Source organism: Micromonospora sp. NPDC049203 (assembly GCF_043197215.1).
Classification (GTDB): Bacteria; Actinomycetota; Actinomycetes; order Mycobacteriales; family Micromonosporaceae; genus Micromonospora.
The window spans coordinates 419,593-442,958 of sequence record NZ_JBICSV010000005.1 but is presented as its reverse complement, the minus strand read 5'-3'; the positions used below and the strand labels follow the sequence as shown (position 1 = coordinate 442,958).

The following is a 23,366-nucleotide window of genomic DNA, read 5'->3' as shown; positions in this document are numbered from 1 at the left end:
AAGCCTCATTGACCCCCTTTCTGCACATATCCCCTCACGAACTCCTCTGCGTTCTCCTCCAGGACGGAGTCGATCTCGTCGAGCAGGTCGTCGACGTCCTCGGTGATCTCGGCGTGCCGCTCGGCCACCTCGGGGTTGGCCTCCGCGGTGACCTCCTCGACCTCCTCGCGGGACTTGCCGGACTGGGTCTGCCCACCCTCTTGCGTCGCCATGGTGGTGCCTCCTCCACGATCGCCTGCGATCAACTTACCTCGCGGGAGCGACGAAAGACCCGCCGCGTGCCCGTTTCCGGCACCCGGCGGGCCTTCCGGCATCATGGTCACCCGCCGGTGAGCGTCTCCAGCAGATCCTTGGCGCTCTCGCAGCGGTCGAACAGCTCCCCGACGTGCGCGCGCGTGCCCCGCTCCGGCTCCATCATCGGCACCCGGACCAGCGACTCCCGGCCCACGTCGAAGATGACCGAGTCCCAGCTCGCGGCGACCACCTCGGAGGCGTACCGGTCCAGGCAGCGGCCCCGGAAGTAGGCCCGGGTGTCCTCCGGCGGCTCGGTCATCGCGGTGCGCGTCTGCTCGTCGGTGAGCAGCGTCTTCATCGAGCCGCGCTGCACCAGGCGGTGGTAGAGGCCCTTCTCCGGCCGCACGTCGGAGTACTGGAGGTCGACCAGTTGCAGCTTGTGCGAGCCCCAGGCGAGCTTCTCCCGCTCCCGGTAGCCCTCCAGCAGCCGCAGCTTGGCCACCCAGTCCAGTTCGTCGGCGCACTCGAAGGCGTCCCGGCCGAGCCGGTCCAGCACGCTCTCCCAGCGGCGCAGCACGTCGGCGGTCTGCGCGTCGACGTCCTTGCCGTAGCGATCGTCCACGAAGGAGGTCACCCGCTCCAGGTACGCCCACTGCACGTCAAGCGCGGTGAGCCTGCGGCCGTCGCGCATCCGCATCAGGTGCTTGAGCGACGGGTCGTGGCTGACCGCCCGCAGCTCGGCCACCGGGTCGGCGATGCCCAGGTCCGCGCCGAGCGCCTTCTCCTCGATCATGGCGAGGATCAGCGAGGTGGTGCCGACCTTGAGGAACGTGGAGATCTCGGAGAGGTTGGCGTCGCCGATGATGACGTGCAGCCGGCGGTACTTGTCGGCGTCGGCGTGCGGCTCGTCCCGGGTGTTGATGATGGGCCGCTTGAGCGTCGTCTCCAGGCCCACCTCGACCTCGAAGAAGTCGGCCCGCTGGGAGATCTGGAAACCGCTCTGGCCGCCGTCCTGGCCGATGCCGACCCGCCCGGCGCCGCAGACGATCTGCCGGGTGACGAAGAACGGCGTCAGGTACGCCACGATGTCGGCGAACGGCGTCTGCCGGCGCATCAGGTAGTTCTCGTGGGCGCCGTAGCTGGCGCCCTTGTTGTCGGTGTTGTTCTTGTAGAGGTGGATCGGCTGGGTGCCCGGTATGGTCGCGGCCCGCCGGGCCGCCTCGGCCATCACCCGCTCCCCCGCCTTGTCCCACCGCACCACGTCCAGTGGGTTCGTCACCTCGGGTGTGGAGTACTCCGGGTGGGCGTGGTCGACGTAGAGCCGGGCGCCGTTCGTGAGTATGACGTTGGCGAGCCCGAGGTCCTCGTCGGCGAGCGCCTCGGCCGGGTCGTACGCGGCGCCGGAGTAGGTGAATCCGCGGGCGTCGCGCAGTGGCGACTCCTCCTCGTAGTCCCAACGGGCCCGGCCGCCCCGATTGAGTTCCGGCCGTGCCCCGTAGGCGTTCACCACCTGCGAGGAGGTGACCATCGGGTTGGCTCCGGCCTGACCGGGCACGGAGATGCCGTACTCGACCTCGGTGCCCATGATCCTTCTGACGCTCATCGACCTACCCGCTCCGCTCGCCGTCGGGGTCCCCGTCATGTCGAGCGTAGTCGGCGTGACGCGCCGAGGGGGCGTCGCGGCAGCGCCGGTCCGTTGTGGCGGCTCACCCGGACACGCGCGGAGGCCCGCGGCGCGTACGCCGCGGGCCTCCGTCGAAGGGCCGGACTACAGGTATTGGCCGGTGTTGCTGGCGGTCTCGATGGACCGTCCGGCCTCGGTGCCCTTGCCGCCGGAGACGAGCGTGCGGATGTAGACGATCCGCTCGCCCTTCTTGCCGGAGATGCGGGCCCAGTCGTCGGGGTTCGTGGTGTTGGGCAGGTCCTCGTTCTCGCGGAACTCGTCGACGCAGGCGTCGAGCAGGTGCTGCAGGCGCAGTCCCTTGCGTCCGGAGGTGAGGAACTCCTTGATGGCCATCTTCTTGCCCCGGTCGACGATGTTCTGGATCATCGCGCCGGAGTTGAAGTCCTTGAAGTAGAGGACTTCCTTGTCCCCGTTGGCGTAGGTGACCTCGAGGAAGCGGTTCTCCTCGGTCTCGGAGTACATCCGCAGGACCACCGCGTCGATCATCGCCGCGACGGTGGCCTGGGCGTCGCCGCCGTGTTCGGCCAGGTCGTCGGCGTGCAGCGGCAGGCCGGCGAGGATGTACTTGGAGAAGATGTCCTTCGCCGCCTCGGCGTCCGGCCGCTCGATCTTGATCTTCACGTCGAGCCGGCCGGGGCGCAGGATCGCCGGGTCGATCATGTCTTCCCGGTTGGAGGCGCCGATGACGATGACGTTCTCCAGGCCCTCGACGCCGTCGATCTCGCTGAGCAGCTGCGGGACGATGGTGTTCTCCACGTCGGAGGAGACGCCGGAGCCGCGGGTGCGGAACACGGAGTCCATCTCGTCGAAGAACACGATCACCGGAGTGCCCTCGCCGGCCTTCTCCCGCGCCCGCTGGAAGATCAGCCGGATGTGCCGCTCGGTCTCACCGACGTACTTGTTGAGCAGCTCGGGACCCTTGATGTTGAGGAAGAAGCTGGTGTGCCGGTCCTTGCCCTCCCGCTCGGCGATCTTCTTGGCCAGCGAGTTGGCCACCGCCTTGGCGATCAGCGTCTTGCCGCAGCCTGGCGGGCCGTAGAGCAGGATGCCCTTCGGCGGCCGGAGCTGGTGCTCGCGGAACAGGTCCGAGTGCAGGAAGGGCAGCTCCACCGCGTCGCGGATCTGCTCGATCTGCGCCTGGAGGCCACCGATGTCCTCGTAGTTGACGTCGGGCACCTCCTCCAGGACCAGTTCCTCGACCTCGCTCTTCGGGATCCGCTCGTACGCGTACGCCGAGCGGGGCTCGATCATGAGCGAGTCGCCGGCCCGGATCGCGCTGCCGATCAGCGTCTCGGCGAGGTGCACGATCCGCTCCTCGTCGGAGTGCGAGACCACGAGCGCCCGGTCACCCGGCGCGCCCTCGGGACCCGCCAGGATCTCCTTGAGCATCACCACCTCGCCGACCCGCTCGTAGCCGAACGCGTCGACGATGTTGAGCGCGTCGTTGAGCAGGACCTCCTGGCCGCGGCTCAGCTCGTCGACCTCCAGCGAGGGCGAGACGGCCACCCGGAGCTTGCGCCCGCCGGTGAACACGTCCACCGTGCCGTCGTCGTGCTTGGCCAGGAAGACGCCGTAGCCACTCGGCGGCTGGGCCAGACGGTCGATCTCCTCCTTGAGCGTCACGATCTGCGCGCGAGCCTCCTTGAGGGTGCTCACGAGCCGTTCGTTGTTCTCGGTCAGCCGCGCCAACTGTGCCTGGGTGGCCGCCAGCCGCTCTTCGAGCTGCCGGACGTGTCGGGGGCTTTCGGTCAACTTGCGCCGCACCAGAGCGAGTTCCTCTTGCAGGAACGCGACCTGCGTGGAGAGATCGTGGGCTTCCTTTTCCCACCGTGCGGCGCGCGAGTCCGCGTCGTCGCTGCGTGCCACGTCCCACCTCCCCGGGGGGCTTGAACGTTCTGAGCTAACACTAGCCGCTATGAGCCCGATTCGGTCCACAGCAACGCGCTCGTCACCGAAGCTTGATCGCGAAGGGCTGGTCGCGGGGCGGGTACGGGCGTTCGGGTACCGTCGGAGTGTGGGACGGGAGAACATGGGGGGTGCTTCGTGACCGACGTCGCGACCGACCAGTTACAGGTCTGGGTTGATCAGGACCTCTGCACCGGCGACGGGCTCTGCGTGCAGTACGCGCCGGAGGTCTTCGAGTTCGACGTCGACGGCCTGGCGTACGTCAAGGGGCCCGACGGCGAGCTGCGGCAGGCCCCGGGCGCCCGAGTGGACGTGCCGGAGCACCTGCGCCTCGAGGTGATCGACTCGGCGAAGGAGTGCCCGGGCGAGTGCATCCACGTCGTGCGTGGCAGCGACGGCGTCGAGGTGGCCGGCCCGGAGGCCGAGGACTGAGACGGATGCGACGGGCCGGGGACGTGGTCCCCGGCCCGTCGTGTGTCCGCCTGTCGTGTGTCCGCCTTCAGAGCAACGGCCGGCCGACGACCGAGGCGACCAGCCGGGCGAACTCCTCCAGCCGGGCGATCTGCCCCGCGCCGCCGTCGTCGAGGGTCTTGCCGAAACGCAGCGCGTCGTGCCGGGGCGCGCCCACCACCTCGTCGCTGGGCGGCGCCTCGTCCAGCGAGCTGAGCAGCAGGTACACGTCGATGCTGTCGACCCGTACGGTGCCGTTGTCGGCGCGCATGAGCCGCCGCCGGCAGCCGACCTCGGTGACGGTGGACAGCGGTACCACCCGCAGCGACGAGGTCATCGCGCCGGGCGGCCCCTCCCCCGGCGGGACGTCCTCGCCGTGCCAGAGCACCAGCCGGCTGCCGTCGCAGACGACGACCTCCTGCCACACCCCGTTGACCTCGTTGACGAAGCGCTCCAGCGTGAAGCCGAGCACGGACGCGCCGCGCAGCACGCCGTCGAGCGCCTCCAGCGCGATGTCCGGGTCGCGCAGGTACGCCCGCGCGGCCGATTCCAGGTCCTTGTAGGGGGACCAGTCCGGGAAGACGGCGGGCAGGTCACCGTTGCCGTAGCCGGGATCGCTCACGCCGCCTCCCGCCCGGCCGCGCCGTCGTACTGCCACCGGTCCCGGTCACCGGCACGGGCGCGCCGCCCGACGCGCGCCCCGATCCGCTCGCTCATGCCACCGTCTCCACCCGCTTCGGTGTCGTCCCCACCGGCACACATGATCCGCCCGTGCGCGCGCGCCCGCGCGGCGGGGGTCAGGACTGCTCCGGCTCCTGCGCCGCGCGGGCCGCCGCCGCGGCGCGCAGGGCGTCGCGGCGCTGCGCGTACGCCTCGGCGCCCTTGCTGGGCTTGCGCCGGCGCGGCGGCGCGGTGACGCCGGGGGCGAGCTTGCGCGCGGAGACCAGGAACGCGGTGTGGGCGATCATCCGGTGGTCCGGGCGGACCGCCAGGCCCTCGGCGTGCCAGTCCCGCACGAGTGACTCCCAGGCGCGCGGCTCGGTCCAGCCGCCGCGCTCGCGCAGCGCCTCGACCAGCTCGGACAGCTGCGGCGTGGTGGCCACGTAGCCGATCAGCACGCCGCCGGGCACGAGCGCCCGCTCGACCATGTCGAGCATCTCCCACGGGGTGAGCATGTCCAGGATGATCCGGTCGAATCCGGTCTCGGCGCAGTCGGCGACGTCGCCGACGTGCAGGTTCCAGGCCGGGTGCGGGCCGTTGAAGAACGCCTCGACGTTGCGCCGGGCGATCTGGGCGAAGTCGTCGCGCACCTCGAACGAGTGCAGCTCGCCCTCGGTGCCGACGGCCCGCAGCAGCGAGCAGGACAGCGCGCCGGACCCGGCGCCGGCCTCCAGCACCTTGGCGCCGGGGAAGATGTCGCCCATGGCGACGATCTGCGCCGAGTCCTTCGGGTAGATCACCTGGGCGCCGCGCGGCATGGACAGCACGTAGTCCGACAGCAGCGGCCGCAGGGCCAGGAACGCGGTGCCGCCGCCGGCGGTGGTGACCACGCTGCCGTCGGGCAGGCCGATCAGGGTGTCGTGCTTGAGGATCCCGCGGTGGGTGTGGAACTCCTTGCCGGGCTCCAGCGTCACGGTGTGCATCCGGCCCTTCGGGTCGGTCAGCTGGACCCGGTCGCCCGGCCGGAACGGCCCTCGGTGGACCGGGGGCAGCGCCGGGACGGTGGAGATCTCTGCGGTCACGTGTTCGTCTTCCGTTCGGGTTCCAGGAGCTGGGCGAGATCCGCGATGTGCAGCACGCCGACCACATCTTCGCCTGCCGTCACGACGTACTGCGCGCCCGGGTGGGTGCGCACGGTCTCCAGCACCCGCTCGCCGTCGGTCCCGAGCGGCAGGACCGGCACGGCGGACAGGTCGCGGGCCACCTCGTCCACCGCGACCCACGGCCTGCGTTCCGGGGGTACGCGGGCGACGCGCGCCGGGTCGACCAGGGCGACGGTGCGGCCGGCCGAGTCGACCACGCCGAGCGCCGCGTCGGGGCTGCCCGCCTCGTCACGGCGGCGCTGCGCCTCGGCCAGCGGCGTGCCGGCGGGCACCGGCAGCACCGGGCGGGCGAGCCGGGCCAGGTCGACCAGGTGCAGCCGGCGGCCGATGCGGGCCAGCCGGATCGACTGGCCGGCGCCGCGCCACAGCGTCAGCGCTACGAGCAGCAACAGCGGCAGGGCCAGCGGGGCGAGCGCCCGGCGCATGGTGAGCACCACGACCAGCGCGAGTGTGCCCAGCGCGACGGCCCGGCCCACCCAGCCGGCCACCTCGGTGCCGCGGTGCCGGTCGCGGGTGAGCGCCCACACCGCGGCGCGCAGCGCCCGGCCGCCGTCCAGCGGCAGCCCGGGCAGGCTGTTGAAGATCGCCACCACCACGTTGCTGACCGCGAGCTGGAAGGCGAGCTGGTGGCCGAGCGTGCCGGCGGGCAGGGCGAGGGTGGCGGCGACCGCGCCCGCGCCGAGCACCGCGGAGACGGCCGGCCCGGCCAGGGAGATCAGCAGCTCGACCCGGGGGCTGGGGGCGTCGCGGTCCATCTCGGTGTAGCCGCCGAGCAGTTCCAGCGTGATCCCCCGCACACCGATGCCGTACCGGCGTGCGGTCAGCGCGTGGCCCAGCTCGTGCAGCAGCACGGAGCCGAGCAGCGAGATCACGAAGCCGAGACCGACCAGGTAGCCGCCGAGCGGGCCGAGGTCGAGCTGTCGGCGGGCCAGCGCGGCGTACAGCACCGTGACCACGACGGTGAGCAGCAGCATCGAGGCGTCGACGCGCAACGGCACCCCGAGCACCCGGCCGAGGCTGAGCCCCGGCCGGCGGGGTCCTCGGCTCCGCTGCTGCACCGGCCCGATGCTACGTGAGCGCGCGGAGCGGGCCGTCGCGGTGCGCACCGCCGCACCGGAACCCGATCATGTTCCGGTGCGGCGGCCACTCCCCTGTCACACGCGTGGCCTAACCTTCCGGGCATGACGGCGGAACCGATGATCGACAGTCACGGCGACCAGACGGCGGCACCGGCGCCGGTCACCGTGCGGGCCTCGTTGTCGCCGTCGCGGGCGGCCGACTTCAAGACCTGCCCGCTGCTCTACCGGTTCCGCAGCATCGACAGGCTGCCCGAGCGGCCGACCGTCGAGCAGGCCCGGGGCACACTCGTGCACGCCGTGCTGGAGCGCCTGTTCGACCTGCCGGCCGCCGCGCGCACCCCGGAGTCGGCCGGTGACCTGGTCGCCCCGCAGTGGGACCGCCTGGTCACCGAGGAGCCGGAGCTGGCGACGCTGTTCGCCGACGGCGACCCCGTCGGGCCGCAGGAGTTCCTCCGGTCGGCGACGGCCCTGCTGGACGGCTACTTCGCGGTGGAGGACCCGCGCCGGCTGGAGCCGGCCGAGCGCGAGGCGCTGATCTCCGCGGTGGTCGACGACGAGCTGCTCATCCGGGGCTACCTCGACCGGCTCGACGTCGCGCCGGACGGCGCGCTGCGGGTGGTCGACTACAAGACCGGCGGGGCGCCACGGGAGGCGTTCGAGGCGCGGGCGTTGTTCCAGCTCAAGTTCTACGCCCTGGTGCTGTGGCGCACCCGGGGCGTGGTGCCGCGGGTGCTGCGCCTGCTCTACCTCAAGGACGCCGAGGTCTGCGACTACGCGCCGGACGCCGACGAGCTGGTGCGCTTCGAGCGCACTGTGGTGGCGCTGTGGCGGGCGATCGAGCAGGCCACCGCCCGGCAGGACTTCCGTCCCCGGCCGAGCCGCCTGTGCGACTGGTGCAACCACCAGGCGCTGTGCCCGAGCTACGGCGGCACGCCGCCGCCGTTCCCGGTGGCCGTCGCCGTGCCCGACCCGCTCGTGGACGCCCGCTCCCGCCCGGTGGCGCCCGGCGCCGACGAGTGAGCGCCGCCGCGCCGGACGAGGAGGGGGACGCATGACCGAGGGCGCCCTGTCCCGGCCGGTGCGGGTGCTGCTCGCCGACGACCAGCCGCTGCTGCGTACCGGCTTCCGGATGGTGCTCGGCGCGGAGGACGACCTCGACGTGGTGGGTGAGGCCGGCGACGGCGCGGAGGCGGTGGAGCTGTCCCGGCGGCTTCTGCCCGACGTGGTGCTGATGGACGTCCGGATGCCCCGCCTGGACGGGGTGGCCGCCACCCGGGCGATCGTGTCGGCCCGCCTGCCGGTGCGGGTGCTCGTGCTCACCACGTTCGAGCAGGACGACCACGTCGTCGGGGCGCTGCGGGCCGGGGCGACCGGCTTCCTGACCAAGGACGTGCCGGCCGGGGACCTGGTCGCCGCGATCCGCACGGTGGCCGCCGGTGGCGCGGTGATCTCCCCGCGCGTCCTGCGCCGGCTGCTGGACCGCTTCGCCCGGGTGCTGCCGGACCCGGCCGCCGCGCCGGTGCGGGCGCTGGCGCCGCTGACCGACCGGGAGCGCGAGGTGCTCACCCACATGGCGCGCGGGCTGTCGAACGCGGAGATCGCCCGGGTGCTGTCGGTCAGTGAGACCACTGTGAAAACCCATGTCGGGCACGTGCTGACGAAGCTACGGTTGCGCGACCGGGTCCAGGCGGTCGTGCTCGCGTACGAGACGGGCCTGGTCCGTCCCGGCGGGTGAGGTGGCGCGGGTCACCTACCGTGACCAGCGGCGGGGCCGATGTGTTGACCATCACGCCAGGTCAGGTCCTAACGTCGGCGACACCGCCGGTCAGGGGTCACCCTGAGCCCGGATGGGGGGCGACCCTCACCCGAAGTTCGGCGCGGATTCCACCCCAGGTCGGAGGGTTTTCGGCCGTGCGGCCCCGAGGATGGATTCCGCCGCACCGACCAGCGGGGGCGGTGCGGCATGAGAACGACATACGGAAGAGGTAGATGACGTGACCGCGACGGTAGGCCGAGAGCAGGCCGCGGCCCGGGCGAACGACGTGTGGAAGGTGTACGGCAGCGGTGAGGCGCAGGTCGCCGCGCTGCGGGGGGTGACCGCCGAGTTCGAACGCGGCCGGTTCACCGCGATCATGGGGCCGTCCGGCTCCGGCAAGTCCACACTGATGCACTGCCTCGCCGGTCTGGACACGGTGACCAAGGGCACCGTGTCCATCGGCGACACCACGGTGACCGGCCTCAACGACGCGGGCCTGACGAAGCTGCGCCGGGACAAGGTGGGCTTCATCTTCCAGCAGTTCAACCTGCTGCCCACGCTCACCGCGCAGGAGAACATCCTGCTGCCGCTGTCGATCGCCGGGCGCAAGCCGGACCCGGCCTGGTACGACACGGTGATCGACACAGTCGGCCTGCGGGAGCGGCTCGGGCACCGCCCGGCGCAGCTCTCCGGCGGCCAGCAGCAGCGCGTCGCCTGCGCCCGGGCGCTCGTCGCCCGCCCCGAGGTGATCTTCGCGGACGAGCCGACCGGCAACCTGGACTCCCGCTCCGGCGCCGACGTGCTGCAGTTCCTGCGCAACTCGGTCCGCGAGCACGGCCAGACCATCGTCATGGTCACGCACGACCCGACCGCCGCCGCGTACGCCGACCGGGTGGTCTTCCTCGCCGACGGGCAGATCGTCTCGGAGCTGATCGAGCCGACCGCCGAGACGGTGCTGGACACGATGAAGAAGCTGGACGCCCCGGTCGAGGTGGGCAACTGATGCTGCGGGCGACACTCAAGAGCCTGCTGGCGCGCAAGCTGCGCCTGCTGCTGTCCGGGCTGGCGGTGGTGCTCGGCGTCATGTTCGTCTCCGGCGCGTTCGTGCTCACCGACACGCTCGGGCGGTCCTTCGACGCGGTCTTCGCCGACGCGTACGCCGAGGTCGACGTCAGCGTCGAGGCGAAACCGAAGATCGACGTCTCCACCGCGGAGGGCATGCCGCTGAGCACCCCGATGCCGGCGTCGGTGCTCGACCGGATCAAGGCGGTGCCCGGCGTCGCCGACGCCGAGGGCGTGGTCGCCGCCGACGGCGCCCGCATGATCGGCAGCAACGGCAAGGTGGTCACCTCGTTCGGCCCGCCGCAGCTGGGCCAGAACTGGCTCGGCGAGAGCGACCTGGTGGAGATCCGCGAGGGCCGCGCGCCGCAGGCCGACGACGAGATCGTGATCAACACCGCGCTGGCCGAGGCGGGCAAGGTCAAGGTCGGCGATCGGGTCGGCGTGCTGACGCTGGCCCCGAAGAAGGAGTTCACGCTCGTCGGCGTGTTCGGCTACAGCGGCGGCCGGGACTCGATCGGTGGCGCCAACGAGGTCTACTTCACCACCCCGGTGGCGCAGCAGCTGATGCTGGGCAAGCCGGACGTGTTCAGCAACGTCAGCGTCCAGGCCGCCGACGGCACCACGCCGGCCGCGCTGCGCGACGAGCTGGCCCGCACGCTGGGCGCCGACTACCAGGTCAAGACCGGCGAGCAACTTGCCGCCGACGCCTCGGCCGGCCTCAAGGAGGGGCTGTCGTTCTTCAACAAGATCCTCCTCGGGTTCGCCGCGGTGGCGCTGCTGGTCGGCACGTTCCTGATCCTCAACACGTTCTCGATCATCGTGGCCCAGCGCACCCGTGAGCTGGCCCTGATGCGGGCCATCGGGGCCAGCGGCAAGCAGGTCATCGGCTCGGTGGTGCTGGAGGCCCTCGCGGTCGGCCTGATCGCCTCGGTGCTGGGGCTCGCCGCCGGCATCGGCGTGGGCGCGCTGCTGGCGTACCTGTTCGGTCAGCTCGCCGGAGGTCTGACCCTGGCCGGCCTGGGTGTGCCGGCCTCGGCGGTGATCGGCGCGTTCGCGGTCGGCATGCTGATCACGGTGATCGCCGCGCTGCTGCCGGCGGTACGCGCCTCGCGCATCCCGCCGATCGCCGCGATGCAGGACGTCGCCACGCCGGACCGGCCGCTCACCAAGGTCACCGTCGGCGGCGCGGTGGTCACCGGCATCGGCGCGGTGCTGCTGTTCCTCGGCCTCGGCGGGCACGCCGGCGACAGCACCCTGGCGACCATCCTCGGCGGCGTGCTGTTCGCGTTCATCGGGGTGGCACTGCTGACGCCGATCATCAGCCGGCCGGTGGTCGCGCTGCTCGGCGCGATGTTCTCCTGGTCGGTGCCGGGCAAGCTGGGCCGGCTCAACTCGGGCCGCAACCCGCGCCGTACCGCGATCACCGCCGCCGCGCTGATGGTGGGCATCGCCCTGGTCACCGGCGTGACGGTGATCCTGGACTCGGCAAAGGGCAGCATCGGCGCCCTCGCGGAGGACACCATCAAGGCGGAGCTGGTGATCTCCGGCGCGTCGTCCGGGCCGCGTCCGGCGAGCTTCGACCCGGCGGTGCTGGAGAAGGCCGCCGCGATCCCGGGTGTGCGGATGGTCGACGGCGAGTACGGCGACATGGCGGTGGTCGGCGGCGAGCGGACCTGGGTGGCCGTGTCGAGCAACGTGGCCGCCCTGCAGCAGATCTTCGGGGCGAAGGCCACCGCGGGTGACATCAGCACGCTGGCGCCGGACCAGATGCTGGTCAGCTCCGACACCGCGAAGGCACGCAACCTCACCGTCGGCTCGACGGTGCCGGTGCAGCTGTCCCGCGGCGACGCCCGCACCTACACGGTCAGCGGCATCTACGAGAGTTCGCAGCTGACCAACCCGGTGACGCTGCCGCCGCAGGCCGCCGCGGACTTCTCCATCCCGCAGCCGATCCAGGGCTTCCTGCAACTCGCCCCCGGCACGTCGGTGGACGCGGTGCAGCCGCAGATCGAGCGGCTGCTGGCGGACAGCCCCGAGGTGTCGGTGGCCGACCGGGCCGGGTTCATCGAGCAGCAGACCGGTCAGCTGGACTCCCTGCTCCAGATGATCCAGATCCTGCTGGCGCTGGCCATCGTGATCGCGGTGCTGGGCATCATCAACACGCTCGCGCTGTCGGTGCTGGAGCGGACCCGGGAGCTGGGCCTGCTGCGGGCCATCGGCCTGCGCCGCGCCCAGACCATGCGGATGATCACGGTCGAGGCGGTGGTGATCTCCATCTTCGGCGCGCTGCTCGGCGTGGTGGTCGGCACCGGTCTCGGCGCGGCGGTGGTCGAGGCGCTCAAGGACGAGGGCATCACCGACCTGGTCCTGCCCTGGGGTCAGATGGTGACGTTCCTGATCCTGGCCGCGATCATCGGCGTGGTCGCGGCGGTGCTGCCGGCGATCCGCGCCGCGCGGATCAACGTCCTGGGCGCCATCGCCCACGACTGACGTGAAAGGAAGGGCCCCTTCTTAACGCCTCGTGCATAAGAAGGGGCCCTTCCTAACGGCTCAGCAGGGCCGCGAGCAGCTCCAGGTCCGCCCCGAGCAGGCTCTCCACCTGGTGTACGCCGTCGGCGGGCGCCAGCGGCACCTCGGCCGGTACGGCCAGCACCGCCGCGCCGGCGGCGAGCGCGCTCGCCACACCGGTCGGTGAGTCCTCGATCGCCACGCACCGCTCGACCGGCACGCCCAGCAGACGCGCGGCGGTCAGGTACGGCTCCGGGTGCGGCTTGGCCGCGCCGACCTCGTCGCCGCAGACCACCGCGTCGAAGCTGTCCCGGCCCAGCGTGTCCAGGGCCACCTCGACCAGGGACCGGCCGCTGGAGGTGACCAGCGCGGTGGGGATGCCGGCGTCGCGTACCGCCCGCAGCAGCGCCAGCGCGCCCGGCCGCCAGCGCAGCCCGGTGCGGAACAGCTCCAGGATCCGGGCGCTGATCCAGTCGGCGCTTTCCCGCACGTCCCGCTCCGGCTGGCCCAGGTCGTCGTGCACGATCCGCATCGCGTCGGCCATCCCGGTGCCGACGATCGCGCGGCGGGCGTCGTCGGACAGGACACCGCCGTAAACGGCGGCCAGCTCCTGCAACGCGACGTCCCACAGTTTCTCGCTGTCGACCAGGGTGCCGTCCATGTCGAAGAGCACGGCGGCGGGGTGCTTGCTGCTCAGCGGGGGCCTCCTTCGGTACGCGTACCCGCCGATCCTGCCAGCCGCGTCCGGCGCGCCCGTCACCGTCCCCGATCTCCGGTGATCCGGGCGTCACCCGAGGCCGCAGGCGCCCAGCGACTTCTCGTACCCCCGGAAGAACGACTCGCTGCGCTGTTCGGCGGTGCCGTGCGAGCCCTCGGCGAACCAGGGCTGGTCGGGGTCGTCGCCGACCGCCAGCAGCCCTTCCTTGAACTCCTCCAGGTCACCGTCCTCCAGCTCCAGCGCCCCGGAACGCACGCTGTCCCCGAGGTACGCCCCGGCCATGCAGTCGGCCTGCAGCTCCTGCTGGATGGTGAAGTTGTAGCGGATGCCCAGCCGCACCTGCATGCCGTGGGCGTACTCGTGGCCGAGCAGGTAGAACAGGAACGCGTCGCCGATCTGCCGGAAGGCCGCCACCGACCAGTTCACGTCGTAGGCGATGAAGTCGCCCGCCGAGCAGTAGACCGCGTTGTTGCGCGGCAGCCCCTGCCCGGCACAGGCCACCTCGCCCTCCCGGGTGTAGGGCACCACCCGCCGGATCGGGGTGAACCGCTCGCCGGAGGCGCGGAACTGTTCCGCCCAGTAGCGCTCGGCCAGCCGGACGGCGTCCTGGATGTCCTGCTTGAACTCGGCCACGCTCGTGGTGCCGTCCGCCCGGGTGGTCTGCGACTCGGGCTGCGCGCCGCGCGGGGGCGCGGGCTGCCGCGGCTCGCCCTCGTCGAAGCCGCCGGCCATGCAGCCGGCCGCCACCAGCGCGGCCACCACCAGTCCGGCGATCGGCCCGCGCCTCTGACGTCGCGCCCTGTCCCCCACCATGACCTCCCGGCTGTCGCACCCGTGTTCCCCAGCAGTACCCCCGGCAGCCGCCGGTGATGCTCACCGGCTCTCACGCACCGCCGCCGGGAAACGTTCACCAGGGCCGGTGACGGTACGGTTGGCGCCGTGGGCCGACCGTACGCGGGAATCGTCTACTGGCGACGCAGCCTCTGGAACGGCACGCGTTGCGTACCGGTGCTGCTGACGCTCGACGAGGGCCGGCTGCGCGCCCGGGACCGGCGCGACGCGGAGGTGTTCGCCGCCCCCGCCGAGCGGGCCGAGGCCCGGGGAACGATCTTCGGCACGATGCTGCTCACCGTCGGTGGCAGCCGGTACGCCCTGGTCGCCGTGGGCGCCACCGTCTCACCCGCACCGAGCGCCGGACAGCTGCGGCAGCTGGACGAGTACGCGGTCCGCGCCGAGCCGGTCCCCGACCTCGCGTCCTGGTGGGAGGTGCTGGCGCGGGCCGGTGTGGCGGTGCGCTGACCGGACGGCGGTCAGTCCAGGCCGCGCATGATGTGCGGCTCGCCGTCGTCGTCGCCGAAGCAGCGGTGCAGCACCTGGGCACGGGCCCACAGGTCCAGGCTGCTCGGCGGCCCGGCCGGCGCGGCACCGGCGGGCGTGCTCAGCACGGGCGCCGGTTCCGGCGGGACCTGCGACGTCACCTCGTCGGTCATGTCCGCCCCTTTCGTCGTACCCATGCTCGCCCTCGGGCGTTTCCGCCACGTCAACGGGACGGCTCGGGCGTGGACGCGGCGCCTGGCCCGGCGTCGGCCCGTACTTTCGTGACGGTAGCCCTCCGGGCCGGCGAGCACAGCCGTATTCCAGACGTCGCCGCAGGCCGAGGCCGGGAAAGGGGTGGACCGGCACTTGCATCCGGTACCCCGGTACGGGCTTACCGTCGAGGCATGACCGATGACTCCTGGGTGCCCGACGCCTGCACCCTGCCCACCGACGACCGGCCGCTGCGGCTGGCCGAGTTCGACGGGCTGTTCCACGACGCGCTGCGCGGCGTCGACCGGCTCTCCGCCGGGCATCTGCGACTGCGCCTCGACGGCCGCGCCGAACCGGTCGCCCGCGATCTGATCGCCCGCGAGTCGGACTGCTGCTCCTTCTTCACATTCGACCTCGCCCGCCCGGACACAGACGCGCTGACGCTCGACATCCGGGTCCCGGCGGGCCGTGTCGCCGTACTCGATGCCCTGGCCCGGCGGGCCACGGCCGCGCGGGGCCGGTGATGGGCGAGCCGGAGCTGCGCAGCGGCCGGCTCGCCGACGCGGCCGGGGTGAACGTGCAGACTCTGCGCTACTACGAACGGCGCGGGCTGCTCCCCGCGCCCCGGCGGTCGCCGGGCGGGCATCGCCTCTACCCGGCCGAGACGGTCACCCTGCTGCGGGTGGTGAAGGCCGCGCAACGTCTCGGCTTCACGCTCGCCGAGGTCACCGACCTGCTCGCGGCCGGACGGCGCGACACCGGCCTGCGGGCCCGGGCCCGGGACAAGCTCGACGAGGTGGAGCGGCGGCTGGCGGACCTCGCCGTCGTCCGCGACACGCTCCGGGCCGCCGTCTCGGCCGGCTGCGACGACCTGGTCACCTGCGCCGGAAGCCCGCACTGCCCCCTGCCCTTCACCGGTCGCGACCACGGCCCCGCTACGGTCTGACGCATGACGGTCGCTCGTTCCATCCTGCTGTTCCTGCTGGCCGCGCTCGCCGAGATCGGCGGCGCCTGGCTGGTGTGGCAGGGCTGGCGGGAGAACCGCGGGCTGCTCTGGATCGCCGCCGGGGTGGTCGCGCTCGGCGCCTACGGATTCGTGGCCACGTTCCAGCCCGACCCGAACTTCGGCCGCATCCTCGCCGCCTACGGCGGCGTGTTCGTCGCCGGGTCGCTCGCCTGGGGCATGCTGGTCGACAAGTTCCGGCCCGACCGCTACGACCTCGTCGGCGCGGCCATCTGCCTGGTCGGCGTCGCCGTCATCATGTACGCCCCGCGCACGGGCTGACGTACCAACGCCCTCAGGCGTATCTCGATCGAGAACCGCATGGGCGAATCGTAGTACCGCCTGTCACCTCCGCCGGAGCGCCCGCCGGCCGACCGCTATTCGGCAGTGGCTCCGGAACGCCGGCCGGCCACCTTGGCGCCGCCGAACGCGACGAGCCAGGGCATCACCAGGAAGGCGCCGCAACCGATCACGATCAGCCACAGAGTCTCACCCGGTTCGCCCTGGTGCTCCGGTCCGGGCCACGTGAAGGCACTGCCGAGCAGCGACAACGCGTAGAACAGGACGATCACGATCGCGGCAGCCGCGCTGATCCGGCGGCTGCGTCGGCTGCCTCTGGCGCAGAACGCTCCGAGGACGAACATGACGATCGGGGCTAGGTACATACCGGACATGACGAGGATCGTGAAGTACGTCGCCCGGGGGCCGAGATCCGAGTCCGCCAACGGCGGCAGGCCGCCTCCGATCGTGCGGACGACACAGGAAAGGCCGGAGTTCGCCACTTTGGACTCCTCGCGCCGGGACGCTCACACGCCCTCGTTCCGTCAGTCTGACTGCCCCGGCCGAGCCGGCGACTGAACGGGCACCACAGCCGGACACAGATTATTGCGATCTGCGGGGTTCGATCGAAAACGTTCGGGAACTTCGATACGGACCATACGCCGGTCGCCGCCAGTCGGCGCCCGGCGCCACGTACGACCGAGAGGTGACACCCATGACGTTCCCCGCCCGGCTCGTCGGAGCCGCACTCGTCGGGACGCTCGCCGCCGGCGCGTCGGCGCTGGCCGCGGCCTCCACGGCAAGCGCGCAGGCCGAACCCTGCGTGCAGCGCATCGCCGTGGTGAACAACGCAGCCTTCGTGATGTCCTTCAGTGTCGCGGCGAGCAACGGTCTGGAGACGGCGAACACCGACAACTACCCGATCAACCAGTCGCGGACGATCGATCTCACCACCACCGCGCTGCCGGTCGGCGCCGACGTCCGGCCGGTGGTCGACGCGGTGGCCGGAGCGCAACGCACCCCGAGCAGCTTCGTGTCGTACTGCGAGAACGGGCAGACCGCGACGTACTCGGTGACCGGGACGACGTACGACTACTCGGTCACGCTGATCGGCTGATCGACGCGTCGATCCTTCGGGGCGTCCGCCATCCCGGCGGGCGCCCCGCGCTCGTACGCTACGTTGACCGAGTGCCCGTACCCCGGCTGATTCCCATCGCGCACGAGCCCGGCCACCGGACGGACACCATCGGCCGCTACGACGACGGGCTGTTCCTCGCCTCGGCGTGGGACCACCACGCGTACGTGCACCTGTTCGACCACGACGGGACGTACCGGCGGTCGAGGATCACCCGGGTCCAGGATCGAGGCGCGCCGGCCGCGGCGCTCGGCGAACTGCTCGCGAGCCTGCCCGGCACGTCGTACGGCGACATCGCCGTACGACCGTTCCAGACCCGTCACGACGGCGTCGTCTTCGGTCTGATCGACGAGTCCGGCGACCGGGCGGGCGACGGCAGCCACGTCGACTGGGTCGAGCTGTATCCGGATCGCCTCGGATTCCACGAGCCGTGGGACGGGCTCTACGACACGTGACGGCCGGCGTTGTGGTCCGCACAGGCCGGAGCTCCGCCGACCGCTCGTCGACGGAGCCCGATCCGTTCGTACTGGTCAGGACGCGAGGGAGAAGTCCGCCACGACACCCTTGTGGTCGGAGTTGGTGTCCCCGACGATGCGGTAGTCGGTCATCCACATGACCTGGGAGCTCTCGATCCGCTTCCAGAAGTAGATGTAGTCGATGTGCCGGTTCCCGTGCGTGCCGGTCCCCTTCTCGCCGTAGAGGTTGTAGCCTGCCCCTCGGCCTTCTTCTCGCGGGCCAGCTCCTTGACCTCCGCGAACTGCTGCTCCGCGCACCGGGTACGCGGAAGGTCTTCCGGCCAGCCGTTGTTGTCGATACCGGCGACGGCGTGGAAGTTGATGTGGAACACGAACCGCCCGGTCGCCTTGTGCCGGTACTTGACCCAGTTGTTGTAGCGCGGCGGCGGTGGCTCGTCGGGGTTGGTGTCGCACACGAACTTCGACCCCTTGTCGACCACTTCGAACATGCTCTTCTTCGCCAGCAGGGCTTCACCGGCCGCGTGCACCGAAGTAGTAGGGGCGTAGAACGTCCAGCCGTTGTTGGCGGCCCAGTCCACCAGGAGGGCCCTGCGGGGACCCACCTCGTTGAGCGCGACCATGTCGGCCTTCGAGGTGATCAGGTTCAGGTCGTGGAGGAACTTCTCGTGGGTGAGGCCGTTGTAGATGTTCAGGTGGCCGGCCTGGAAGGTGGACGCCGCCGCGGCCGGTGAGACCGGCAGGAGGAGCGTCGCCACCGTGAGCGTGCTGATCAGGGCGACGGCACGGCGGACGTTTCGGTAGGTTCTCTTCATCAATGGTCCTTCCTGTTGGAGGGCACACTGGACCGGCGCCGCCACTGTGGTGGCGATCGCAGTCCGGTGACAATCGTCAGAGCTCCACCTTGAAGTCGGCATTGGAGCCGGAGCCGGTGATGACGAGACGCCCGGTCCGGCTCTTACGCCCCGAGCCGCCGTCGGCGAGGTAGTTCCACGTCACCCACGGCTTGCCGTCGCGGGCCCGGTAGACGTCCATCGCGCCCGGCCCGCGCTTGTTCCCCGGCAACGAGTACTTGCGCATGGTGTCGGGCAGGTGCGCGGCCGGACCCGAGTAGGAGAACCAGGCCCGATTCGGTCCGGGCATCGGCGCGCACAGGCCGTCGTCGATCCGGTCGCCGCAGAAGGCGATGCCGGTCGAGTAGTAGTTCTCCCGCCAGGCGTTGCCGGAGTAGAACAGGTACCAGGAACCGTTGTGGTTGAACGCACTCGGGTTCTCGATCACGGCGACGCCGCTCGTGTCGCGGTACGTGACCCAGCTCAGATTGTCGCTGCGGAAGATGACGACCGGATCGCTGTCGCGGTCGACGGTGCCGTTCGTGTTGAACTTCAACCTCATGACGGAGAGCGCCGACTCCTGCCCTTCGGCACGCTGAAGAAACATGACGCAAGGTGTCAGGTTTTGGGTGAAGCATGGGTGCATCGGTCGGCGCCGGTGAGAGGCGCCGACCACAGCGCAGACAGATGCGGAGAGACAAGGACCACCATGCGCGAAACCCCACAAGATCTCGAAGAGCTCCAAGCCCTCCTTGACGCCTCCCTCGCCGGCTCCACCTCCCACCTCCGCTCGATCATCAACACCGCGAGCACGCTGGACGCGGAGCAGCTCACCCAGGTCCTCACCGGCATGTGCACCCTCGCTCTGTCCAGCGTGACGGCGAAGGGTGAGCCGCGGATCAGCGGTGTCGACGGGCACTTCCTGCGAGGCAAGTGGTACTTCGGCACGGCGCCCGACGCCGCCAAGGCGCGCCACCTCGCGGCGCGGCCCGCCGTCAGCGCCGCGCACATGCGCGGTGAGGACCTCGGCGTCTTCACGCACGGCAAGGTGGAGATCCTCAACCCCCGCAACGGCGACCAGGCCACGGACTGGCCGGACGTGCTCGCGTACTTGAAGGACTTCTACGGCGACGACCTCTTCGACTGGGACAACGAGGTGGTCTACTACCGGCTGCATCCGCACTGGATGACCGTCTATGCCCCGGACGTCGCAAAGCTCACCGTGGCGTCCCAGCCCTGATCCACGGCACGGGCCTACCGATGCGGCGGCCTGTTCGCTTCGGACAGGTCGACAGCATCCGGCGTCACTTGGCGTTGAAGTAGTTCGCCTCCGGGTGGTGCACCACGATCGCGTCGGTGGCCTGCTCCGGCACGAGCTGGAACTCCTCCGACAACTGCACGCCGATCCGCTCGGCGCCCAGCAGCTCCACGATCTTCGCCCGGTCCTCAAGGTCCGGGCAGGCCGGGTAGCCGAACGCGTACCGGCAGCCCCGGTAGTCGGTGCGCAGCAGACCGGCCAGGTCGGCCGGGTCGTCGTCGGCCACGGTGCCGCCACCGGGCAGCACCAGCTCGGCCCGGATCCGCCGGTGCCAGTACTCGGCCAGGGCCTCGGTGAGCTGCACGGACAGGCCGTGCACCTCCAGGTAGTCGCGGTACTCGTTGCCGGCGAACATCTTCGCGGTGTATTCGCTGATCGGCTGCCCGACGGTGACCAGCTGCAACGCCACCACGTCGAGCTGGTCGCCCTTGGGCCGGAAGAAGTCGGCCAGGCACAGCCGCCGCTCCTGCCGCTGCCGGGGGAAGGCGAACCGGGCCCGCTCGCTGTGGCCGTTCTCGTCCAGCACCACCAGGTCGTTGCCCTCGGAGTACGCGGGGAAGTAGCCGTACACCACTGCCGCCTCCAGCACCTGGTCGGAGATCAGGCGGTCCAGCCAGTACCGCAGCCGGGGCCGGCCCTCGGTCTCCACCAGTTCCTCGTACGACGGTCCCTTGCCGCCGCGGGCGCCGCGCAACCCCCACTGGCCCAGGAACGTGGCGCGCTCGTCGAGCAGCGCCGCGTAGTCGGCCAGCGGCACGCCCTTGACGACACGGGTGCCGAAGAACGGCGGCTTCGGCACGGCCACGTCCGTCGCCACGTCCGAGCGGACCGAGGAGTCGTCCAGTTCGGGCAGCGCCTCGCGGACCTGCGCCCGCTGCCGCTCGCGGCGCTCCCGGCGGGCCGCCAGTGCCGCCTCGCGCTCCGGGTCGATCACCGGCGCGCCGCCGCGCTTGGCCGCCATCACGCGGTCCATCAGGGACAGCCCCTCGAACGCGTCGCGGGCGTAGTGCACCTGGCCCGGGTAGATCGACCGGAGGTCGTCCTCGACGTACGCGCGGGTCAGCGCCGCGCCGCCGAGCAGCACCGGCCACCGCTCGGCCACGCCGCGGGAGGCCATCTCGGCCAGGTTCTCCTTCATGATCACGGTGCTCTTCACGAGCAGGCCGGACATGCCGATCGCGTCGGCCCGGTGCTCCTCGGCGGCGTCGATGATCGCGTTGATCGGCTGCTTGATGCCGATGTTCACCACGTCGTAGCCGTTGTTGGACAGGATGATGTCGACCAGGTTCTTGCCGATGTCGTGCACGTCGCCCTTGACGGTGGCGAGCACGATGCGGCCCTTGCCGTCGTCATCGGTCTTCTCCATGTGCGGCTCCAGATAGGCCACCGCGGTCTTCATCACCTCGGCGGACTGGAGCACGAACGGCAACTGCATCTGGCCCGAGCCGAACAGCTCGCCGACCACCTTCATGCCGTCCAGCAGCAGGTCGTTGATGATGGACAGCGGCGTACGCCCCTGCGCCATCGCGGTGTCCAGGTCGGCCTCCAGGCCGTTGCGCTCCCCGTCGATGATCCGCCGCTTGAGCCGCTCGTCGAGTGGCAGAGCGGCCAGCTCCTCGGCCCGGGTGGCGCGCGCCGACGCCGCGTCCACGCCCTCGAACGCCTCGATGAACCGCTGCACCGGGTCGTAGCCTTCGCGACGGCGGTCGTACACCAGGTCGAGCGCCACCTCACGCTGCTCGTCCGGGATCCGCGCCATCGGCAGGATCTTGCTGGCGTGCACGATGGCCGAGGTCAGCCCGGCCTGGGCGCACTCGTGCAGGAACACCGAGTTGAGCACCTGCCGGGCCGCCGGGTTGAGGCCGAACGAGACGTTCGAGATGCCGGCGGTGAAGTTGACGCCCGGGTAGCGCGCGGCGATCTCCCGGATCGCCTCGATCGTCTCGATGCCGTCGCGGCGGGTCTCCTCCTGCCCGGTGGCGATCGGGAACGTCAGCGCGTCGATGAGGATGTCCTCCCGGCGCATCCCCCACCGGCCGGTCAGGTCGTCGATCAGCCGGCTGGCCACCCGTACCTTCCACTCGCGGGTGCGGGCCTGGCCCTCCTCGTCGATGAGCAGCGCCACGACGGCGGCGCCGTGCTCCCTGACCACCGGCATGACTCGCGCGTACCGGGAGTCGGGGCCGTCGCCGTCCTCGAAGTTCACTGAGTTGACCACGCACCGGCCGCCGAGCATCTCCAGCCCCGCCTCGATCACCGCCGGCTCGGTGGAGTCCAGCACGATCGGCAGCGTCGAGGCCGTGGCGAACCGGCCGGCCAGCTCCCGCATGTCCTGCGTGCCGTCGCGGCCCACGTAGTCGACGCAGAGGTCGAGCAGGTGCGAGCCGTCCCGGGCCTGGCTGCGGGCGACCTCCACGCAGGCCTGCCAGTCCCCGGCGAGCATCGACTCGCGGAACGCCTTCGAGCCGTTGGCGTTCGTCCGCTCCCCCACCATCAGGACGCTGGCGTCCTGGGCGAACGGCACGTGGTGGTAGATCGAGGAGACCCCGGCCTCCGGCTCCGGCTCGCGCGCCACCGGCGCCCGCCCGCCCAGCCGCTCCACCAGCACCCGGATGTGCTCCGGGGTCGTGCCGCAGCAGCCGCCGATCAGGCCCACGCCGTAGTCGGTGACGAACTGCTCCAGCGCGTCGGCCATCTCGCCGGGGCTGAGCGGGAAGTACGCCCCGTCGGCGGTCAGCACCGGCAGGCCGGCGTTCGGCATCACCGAGATCGGGATACGCGAGTGCTGCGCCAGGTAACGCAGGTGCTCGCCCATCTCCGCCGGGCCGGTGGAGCAGTTCAGCCCGATCAGGTCGACGCCGAGCGGCTCGATCGCGGTCAGCGCGGCGCCGATCTCACTGCCCAGCAGCATGGTGCCGGTGGTCTCCACCGCGACCTGGCAGATGATCGGCACGTCCCGGCCGGCCTCGGCGCGGGCCCGCTTCGACCCCACCACCGCCGCCTTGACCTGGAGCAGGTCCTGGCAGGTCTCGATGATCAGCGCGTCCGCCCCGCCGGCGATCAGGCCGGCCGCGTTCTCCTGGTACGCGTCGCGCAGCGAGGCGTAGGTCGCGTGGCCCAGCGTGGGCAGCTTGGTGCCCGGGCCCATCGAGCCGAGCACGAACCGGGGGTGCTCCTCCGTCGCGTACGCGTCGGCCGCCTCCCGCGCGATCCGCGCGCCCGCCTCGGACAGCTCCCGGATCCGGCCGGAGATGCCGTACTCGGCGAGGTTGGGCAGGTTGGCGCCGAACGTGTTGGTCTCCACGCAGTCCGCGCCCGCCGCCAGGTAGGCGTCGTGCACGCCGCGGACCACGTCCGGCCGGGTCACGTTGAGGATCTCGTTGCAGCCTTCGAGGCCGTCGAAGTCGTCGAGGGTCAGATCGGCGGCCTGGAGCATTGTCCCCATCGCGCCGTCCGCGATCAGGATCCGATCGGCCAGCAGGTCACGCAACGAGATAGACACATGCTCCAGGGTAGTGCTCCCGACTGCGGCACAGTTATCCGAACCGGCCCTTCCCACATACTGCCCATCGGGCCCGC

General features: G+C 71.4%; 25 protein-coding genes. 12 read left to right on the top strand and 13 right to left on the bottom strand.

Annotation, left to right across the window (positions count from 1 at the left end; all coding sequences use genetic code 11):
* Positions 1-5 precede the first annotated feature (5 nt).
* The 3 genes from ACGFIA_RS17410 to arc form a co-directional block, all read right to left on the bottom strand.
* Positions 6-212, bottom strand: a complete 207-nt coding sequence (locus ACGFIA_RS17410; protein WP_013286106.1) for a ubiquitin-like protein Pup — start codon at positions 210-212, stop codon at positions 6-8.
* Between the two features lie 107 nt (positions 213-319).
* Positions 320-1,837, bottom strand: a complete 1,518-nt coding sequence (gene dop, locus ACGFIA_RS17405) for a depupylase/deamidase Dop (protein ID WP_393260849.1) — start codon at positions 1,835-1,837, stop codon at positions 320-322.
* 165 nt (positions 1,838-2,002) lie between these two features.
* Entirely contained in the window at positions 2,003-3,784 is a 1,782-nt protein-coding gene (arc, locus tag ACGFIA_RS17400) for a proteasome ATPase (protein WP_357473407.1), read from the bottom strand.
* Positions 3,785-3,961: 177 nt separating this feature from the next.
* Here arc and ACGFIA_RS17395 point away from each other — a divergent pair, with 177 nt between their 5' ends.
* Positions 3,962-4,255 carry a ferredoxin gene (locus ACGFIA_RS17395; protein WP_013286103.1) on the top strand — a complete coding sequence of 98 codons (294 nt, stop codon included), beginning with the start codon at positions 3,962-3,964 and terminating at the stop codon, positions 4,253-4,255.
* 67 nt (positions 4,256-4,322) lie between these two features.
* On the opposite strand, the gene ACGFIA_RS17390 is transcribed toward ACGFIA_RS17395, so the two are convergent.
* From ACGFIA_RS17390 to ACGFIA_RS17380, 3 genes are all read right to left on the bottom strand, one after another.
* Positions 4,323-4,895 (bottom strand): hypothetical protein, encoded by a 573-nt coding sequence (locus tag ACGFIA_RS17390; RefSeq protein WP_357384339.1) that lies wholly within the window; start codon positions 4,893-4,895, stop codon positions 4,323-4,325.
* Between the two features lie 175 nt (positions 4,896-5,070).
* Entirely contained in the window at positions 5,071-6,015 is a 945-nt protein-coding gene (locus ACGFIA_RS17385; protein WP_357473404.1) for a tRNA (adenine-N1)-methyltransferase, read from the bottom strand.
* Complete coding sequence (locus ACGFIA_RS17380) at positions 6,012-7,154, bottom strand: site-2 protease family protein (protein WP_393260846.1); 1,143 nt, start codon at positions 7,152-7,154, stop codon at positions 6,012-6,014. The genes ACGFIA_RS17385 and ACGFIA_RS17380 overlap by 4 nt, the downstream gene beginning before the upstream one ends.
* Before the next feature lie 123 nt (positions 7,155-7,277).
* On the opposite strand from ACGFIA_RS17380, the gene ACGFIA_RS17375 reads away from it, so the two are divergent.
* The 4 genes from ACGFIA_RS17375 to ACGFIA_RS17360 all read left to right on the top strand — a co-directional run bounded on the left by ACGFIA_RS17375 (position 7,278) and on the right by ACGFIA_RS17360 (position 12,483).
* Entirely contained in the window at positions 7,278-8,195 is a 918-nt protein-coding gene (locus ACGFIA_RS17375) for a RecB family exonuclease (RefSeq protein ID WP_393260844.1), read from the top strand.
* Positions 8,196-8,226: 31 nt separating this feature from the next.
* Positions 8,227-8,910, top strand: a complete 684-nt coding sequence (locus ACGFIA_RS17370) for a response regulator (RefSeq protein WP_393260841.1) — start codon at positions 8,227-8,229, stop codon at positions 8,908-8,910.
* A 259-nt stretch (positions 8,911-9,169) separates the two neighbouring features.
* The gene (locus ACGFIA_RS17365; RefSeq protein ID WP_393260838.1) at positions 9,170-9,934 is read left to right on the top strand and encodes an ABC transporter ATP-binding protein; all 765 of its coding nucleotides are present in this window, start codon (positions 9,170-9,172) and stop codon (positions 9,932-9,934) included.
* Positions 9,934-12,483 carry an ABC transporter permease gene (locus tag ACGFIA_RS17360; RefSeq protein WP_393260835.1) on the top strand — a complete coding sequence of 850 codons (2,550 nt, stop codon included), beginning with the start codon at positions 9,934-9,936 and terminating at the stop codon, positions 12,481-12,483. Before ACGFIA_RS17365 ends, ACGFIA_RS17360 begins: the two co-directional genes overlap by 1 nt.
* Positions 12,484-12,535: 52 nt before the next feature.
* Here the strand turns inward: ACGFIA_RS17360 and ACGFIA_RS17355 are convergent, their stop codons facing one another.
* On the bottom strand, positions 12,536-13,174 hold the full coding sequence (locus ACGFIA_RS17355) for an HAD family phosphatase (RefSeq protein WP_357384329.1): 639 nt from the start codon (positions 13,172-13,174) through the stop codon (positions 12,536-12,538).
* Between the two features lie 114 nt (positions 13,175-13,288).
* Positions 13,289-14,032 (bottom strand): neutral zinc metallopeptidase, encoded by a 744-nt coding sequence (locus tag ACGFIA_RS17350; RefSeq protein ID WP_393260832.1) that lies wholly within the window; start codon positions 14,030-14,032, stop codon positions 13,289-13,291.
* A 126-nt stretch (positions 14,033-14,158) separates the two neighbouring features.
* Between ACGFIA_RS17350 and ACGFIA_RS17345 the strand changes: the two genes are divergently transcribed.
* On the top strand, positions 14,159-14,518 hold the full coding sequence (locus ACGFIA_RS17345; RefSeq protein ID WP_393260830.1) for a hypothetical protein: 360 nt from the start codon (positions 14,159-14,161) through the stop codon (positions 14,516-14,518).
* Positions 14,519-14,529: 11 nt separating this feature from the next.
* Here ACGFIA_RS17345 and ACGFIA_RS17340 read toward each other — a convergent pair whose 3' ends face one another.
* Entirely contained in the window at positions 14,530-14,709 is a 180-nt protein-coding gene (locus tag ACGFIA_RS17340) for a hypothetical protein (protein WP_357384325.1), read from the bottom strand.
* Positions 14,710-14,940: 231 nt separating this feature from the next.
* Here ACGFIA_RS17340 and ACGFIA_RS17335 point away from each other — a divergent pair, with 231 nt between their 5' ends.
* Genes ACGFIA_RS17335 through ACGFIA_RS17325 form a run of 3 tightly spaced genes read left to right on the top strand, consistent with a single transcriptional unit; the run spans position 14,941 to position 16,031 of the window.
* The gene (locus ACGFIA_RS17335; protein ID WP_357384323.1) at positions 14,941-15,270 is read left to right on the top strand and encodes a hypothetical protein; all 330 of its coding nucleotides are present in this window, start codon (positions 14,941-14,943) and stop codon (positions 15,268-15,270) included.
* Positions 15,270-15,692 (top strand): MerR family transcriptional regulator, encoded by a 423-nt coding sequence (locus tag ACGFIA_RS17330; protein ID WP_357384321.1) that lies wholly within the window; start codon positions 15,270-15,272, stop codon positions 15,690-15,692. The genes ACGFIA_RS17335 and ACGFIA_RS17330 overlap by 1 nt, the downstream gene beginning before the upstream one ends.
* 3 nt (positions 15,693-15,695) lie before the next feature.
* Positions 15,696-16,031, top strand: a complete 336-nt coding sequence (locus ACGFIA_RS17325; RefSeq protein ID WP_357384319.1) for a YnfA family protein — start codon at positions 15,696-15,698, stop codon at positions 16,029-16,031.
* 95 nt (positions 16,032-16,126) lie between these two features.
* On the opposite strand, the gene ACGFIA_RS17320 is transcribed toward ACGFIA_RS17325, so the two are convergent.
* Entirely contained in the window at positions 16,127-16,531 is a 405-nt protein-coding gene (locus ACGFIA_RS17320; protein ID WP_357473382.1) for a hypothetical protein, read from the bottom strand.
* Between the two features lie 212 nt (positions 16,532-16,743).
* On the opposite strand from ACGFIA_RS17320, the gene ACGFIA_RS17315 reads away from it, so the two are divergent.
* Together ACGFIA_RS17315 and ACGFIA_RS17310 are read left to right on the top strand one after the other, a co-directional pair.
* Positions 16,744-17,145: a hypothetical protein gene (locus ACGFIA_RS17315; RefSeq protein WP_357384315.1), complete on the top strand. Its 402-nt coding sequence runs from the start codon at positions 16,744-16,746 to the stop codon at positions 17,143-17,145.
* Positions 17,146-17,216: 71 nt separating this feature from the next.
* Positions 17,217-17,618: a hypothetical protein gene (locus ACGFIA_RS17310; protein ID WP_393260825.1), complete on the top strand. Its 402-nt coding sequence runs from the start codon at positions 17,217-17,219 to the stop codon at positions 17,616-17,618.
* Between the two features lie 149 nt (positions 17,619-17,767).
* Here the strand turns inward: ACGFIA_RS17310 and ACGFIA_RS17305 are convergent, their stop codons facing one another.
* Positions 17,768-18,451, bottom strand: a complete 684-nt coding sequence (locus tag ACGFIA_RS17305; protein WP_357473376.1) for a hypothetical protein — start codon at positions 18,449-18,451, stop codon at positions 17,768-17,770.
* Positions 18,452-18,527: 76 nt separating this feature from the next.
* Positions 18,528-19,076 (bottom strand): hypothetical protein, encoded by a 549-nt coding sequence (locus tag ACGFIA_RS17300; protein WP_357473373.1) that lies wholly within the window; start codon positions 19,074-19,076, stop codon positions 18,528-18,530.
* Between the two features lie 102 nt (positions 19,077-19,178).
* On the opposite strand from ACGFIA_RS17300, the gene ACGFIA_RS17295 reads away from it, so the two are divergent.
* Complete coding sequence (locus ACGFIA_RS17295; RefSeq protein WP_357473370.1) at positions 19,179-19,709, top strand: pyridoxamine 5'-phosphate oxidase family protein; 531 nt, start codon at positions 19,179-19,181, stop codon at positions 19,707-19,709.
* A gap of 64 nt (positions 19,710-19,773) precedes the next feature.
* Here ACGFIA_RS17295 and metH read toward each other — a convergent pair whose 3' ends face one another.
* Positions 19,774-23,289 carry a methionine synthase gene (gene metH, locus ACGFIA_RS17290; protein WP_393260821.1) on the bottom strand — a complete coding sequence of 1,172 codons (3,516 nt, stop codon included), beginning with the start codon at positions 23,287-23,289 and terminating at the stop codon, positions 19,774-19,776.
* Positions 23,290-23,366: the final 77 nt, after the last annotated feature.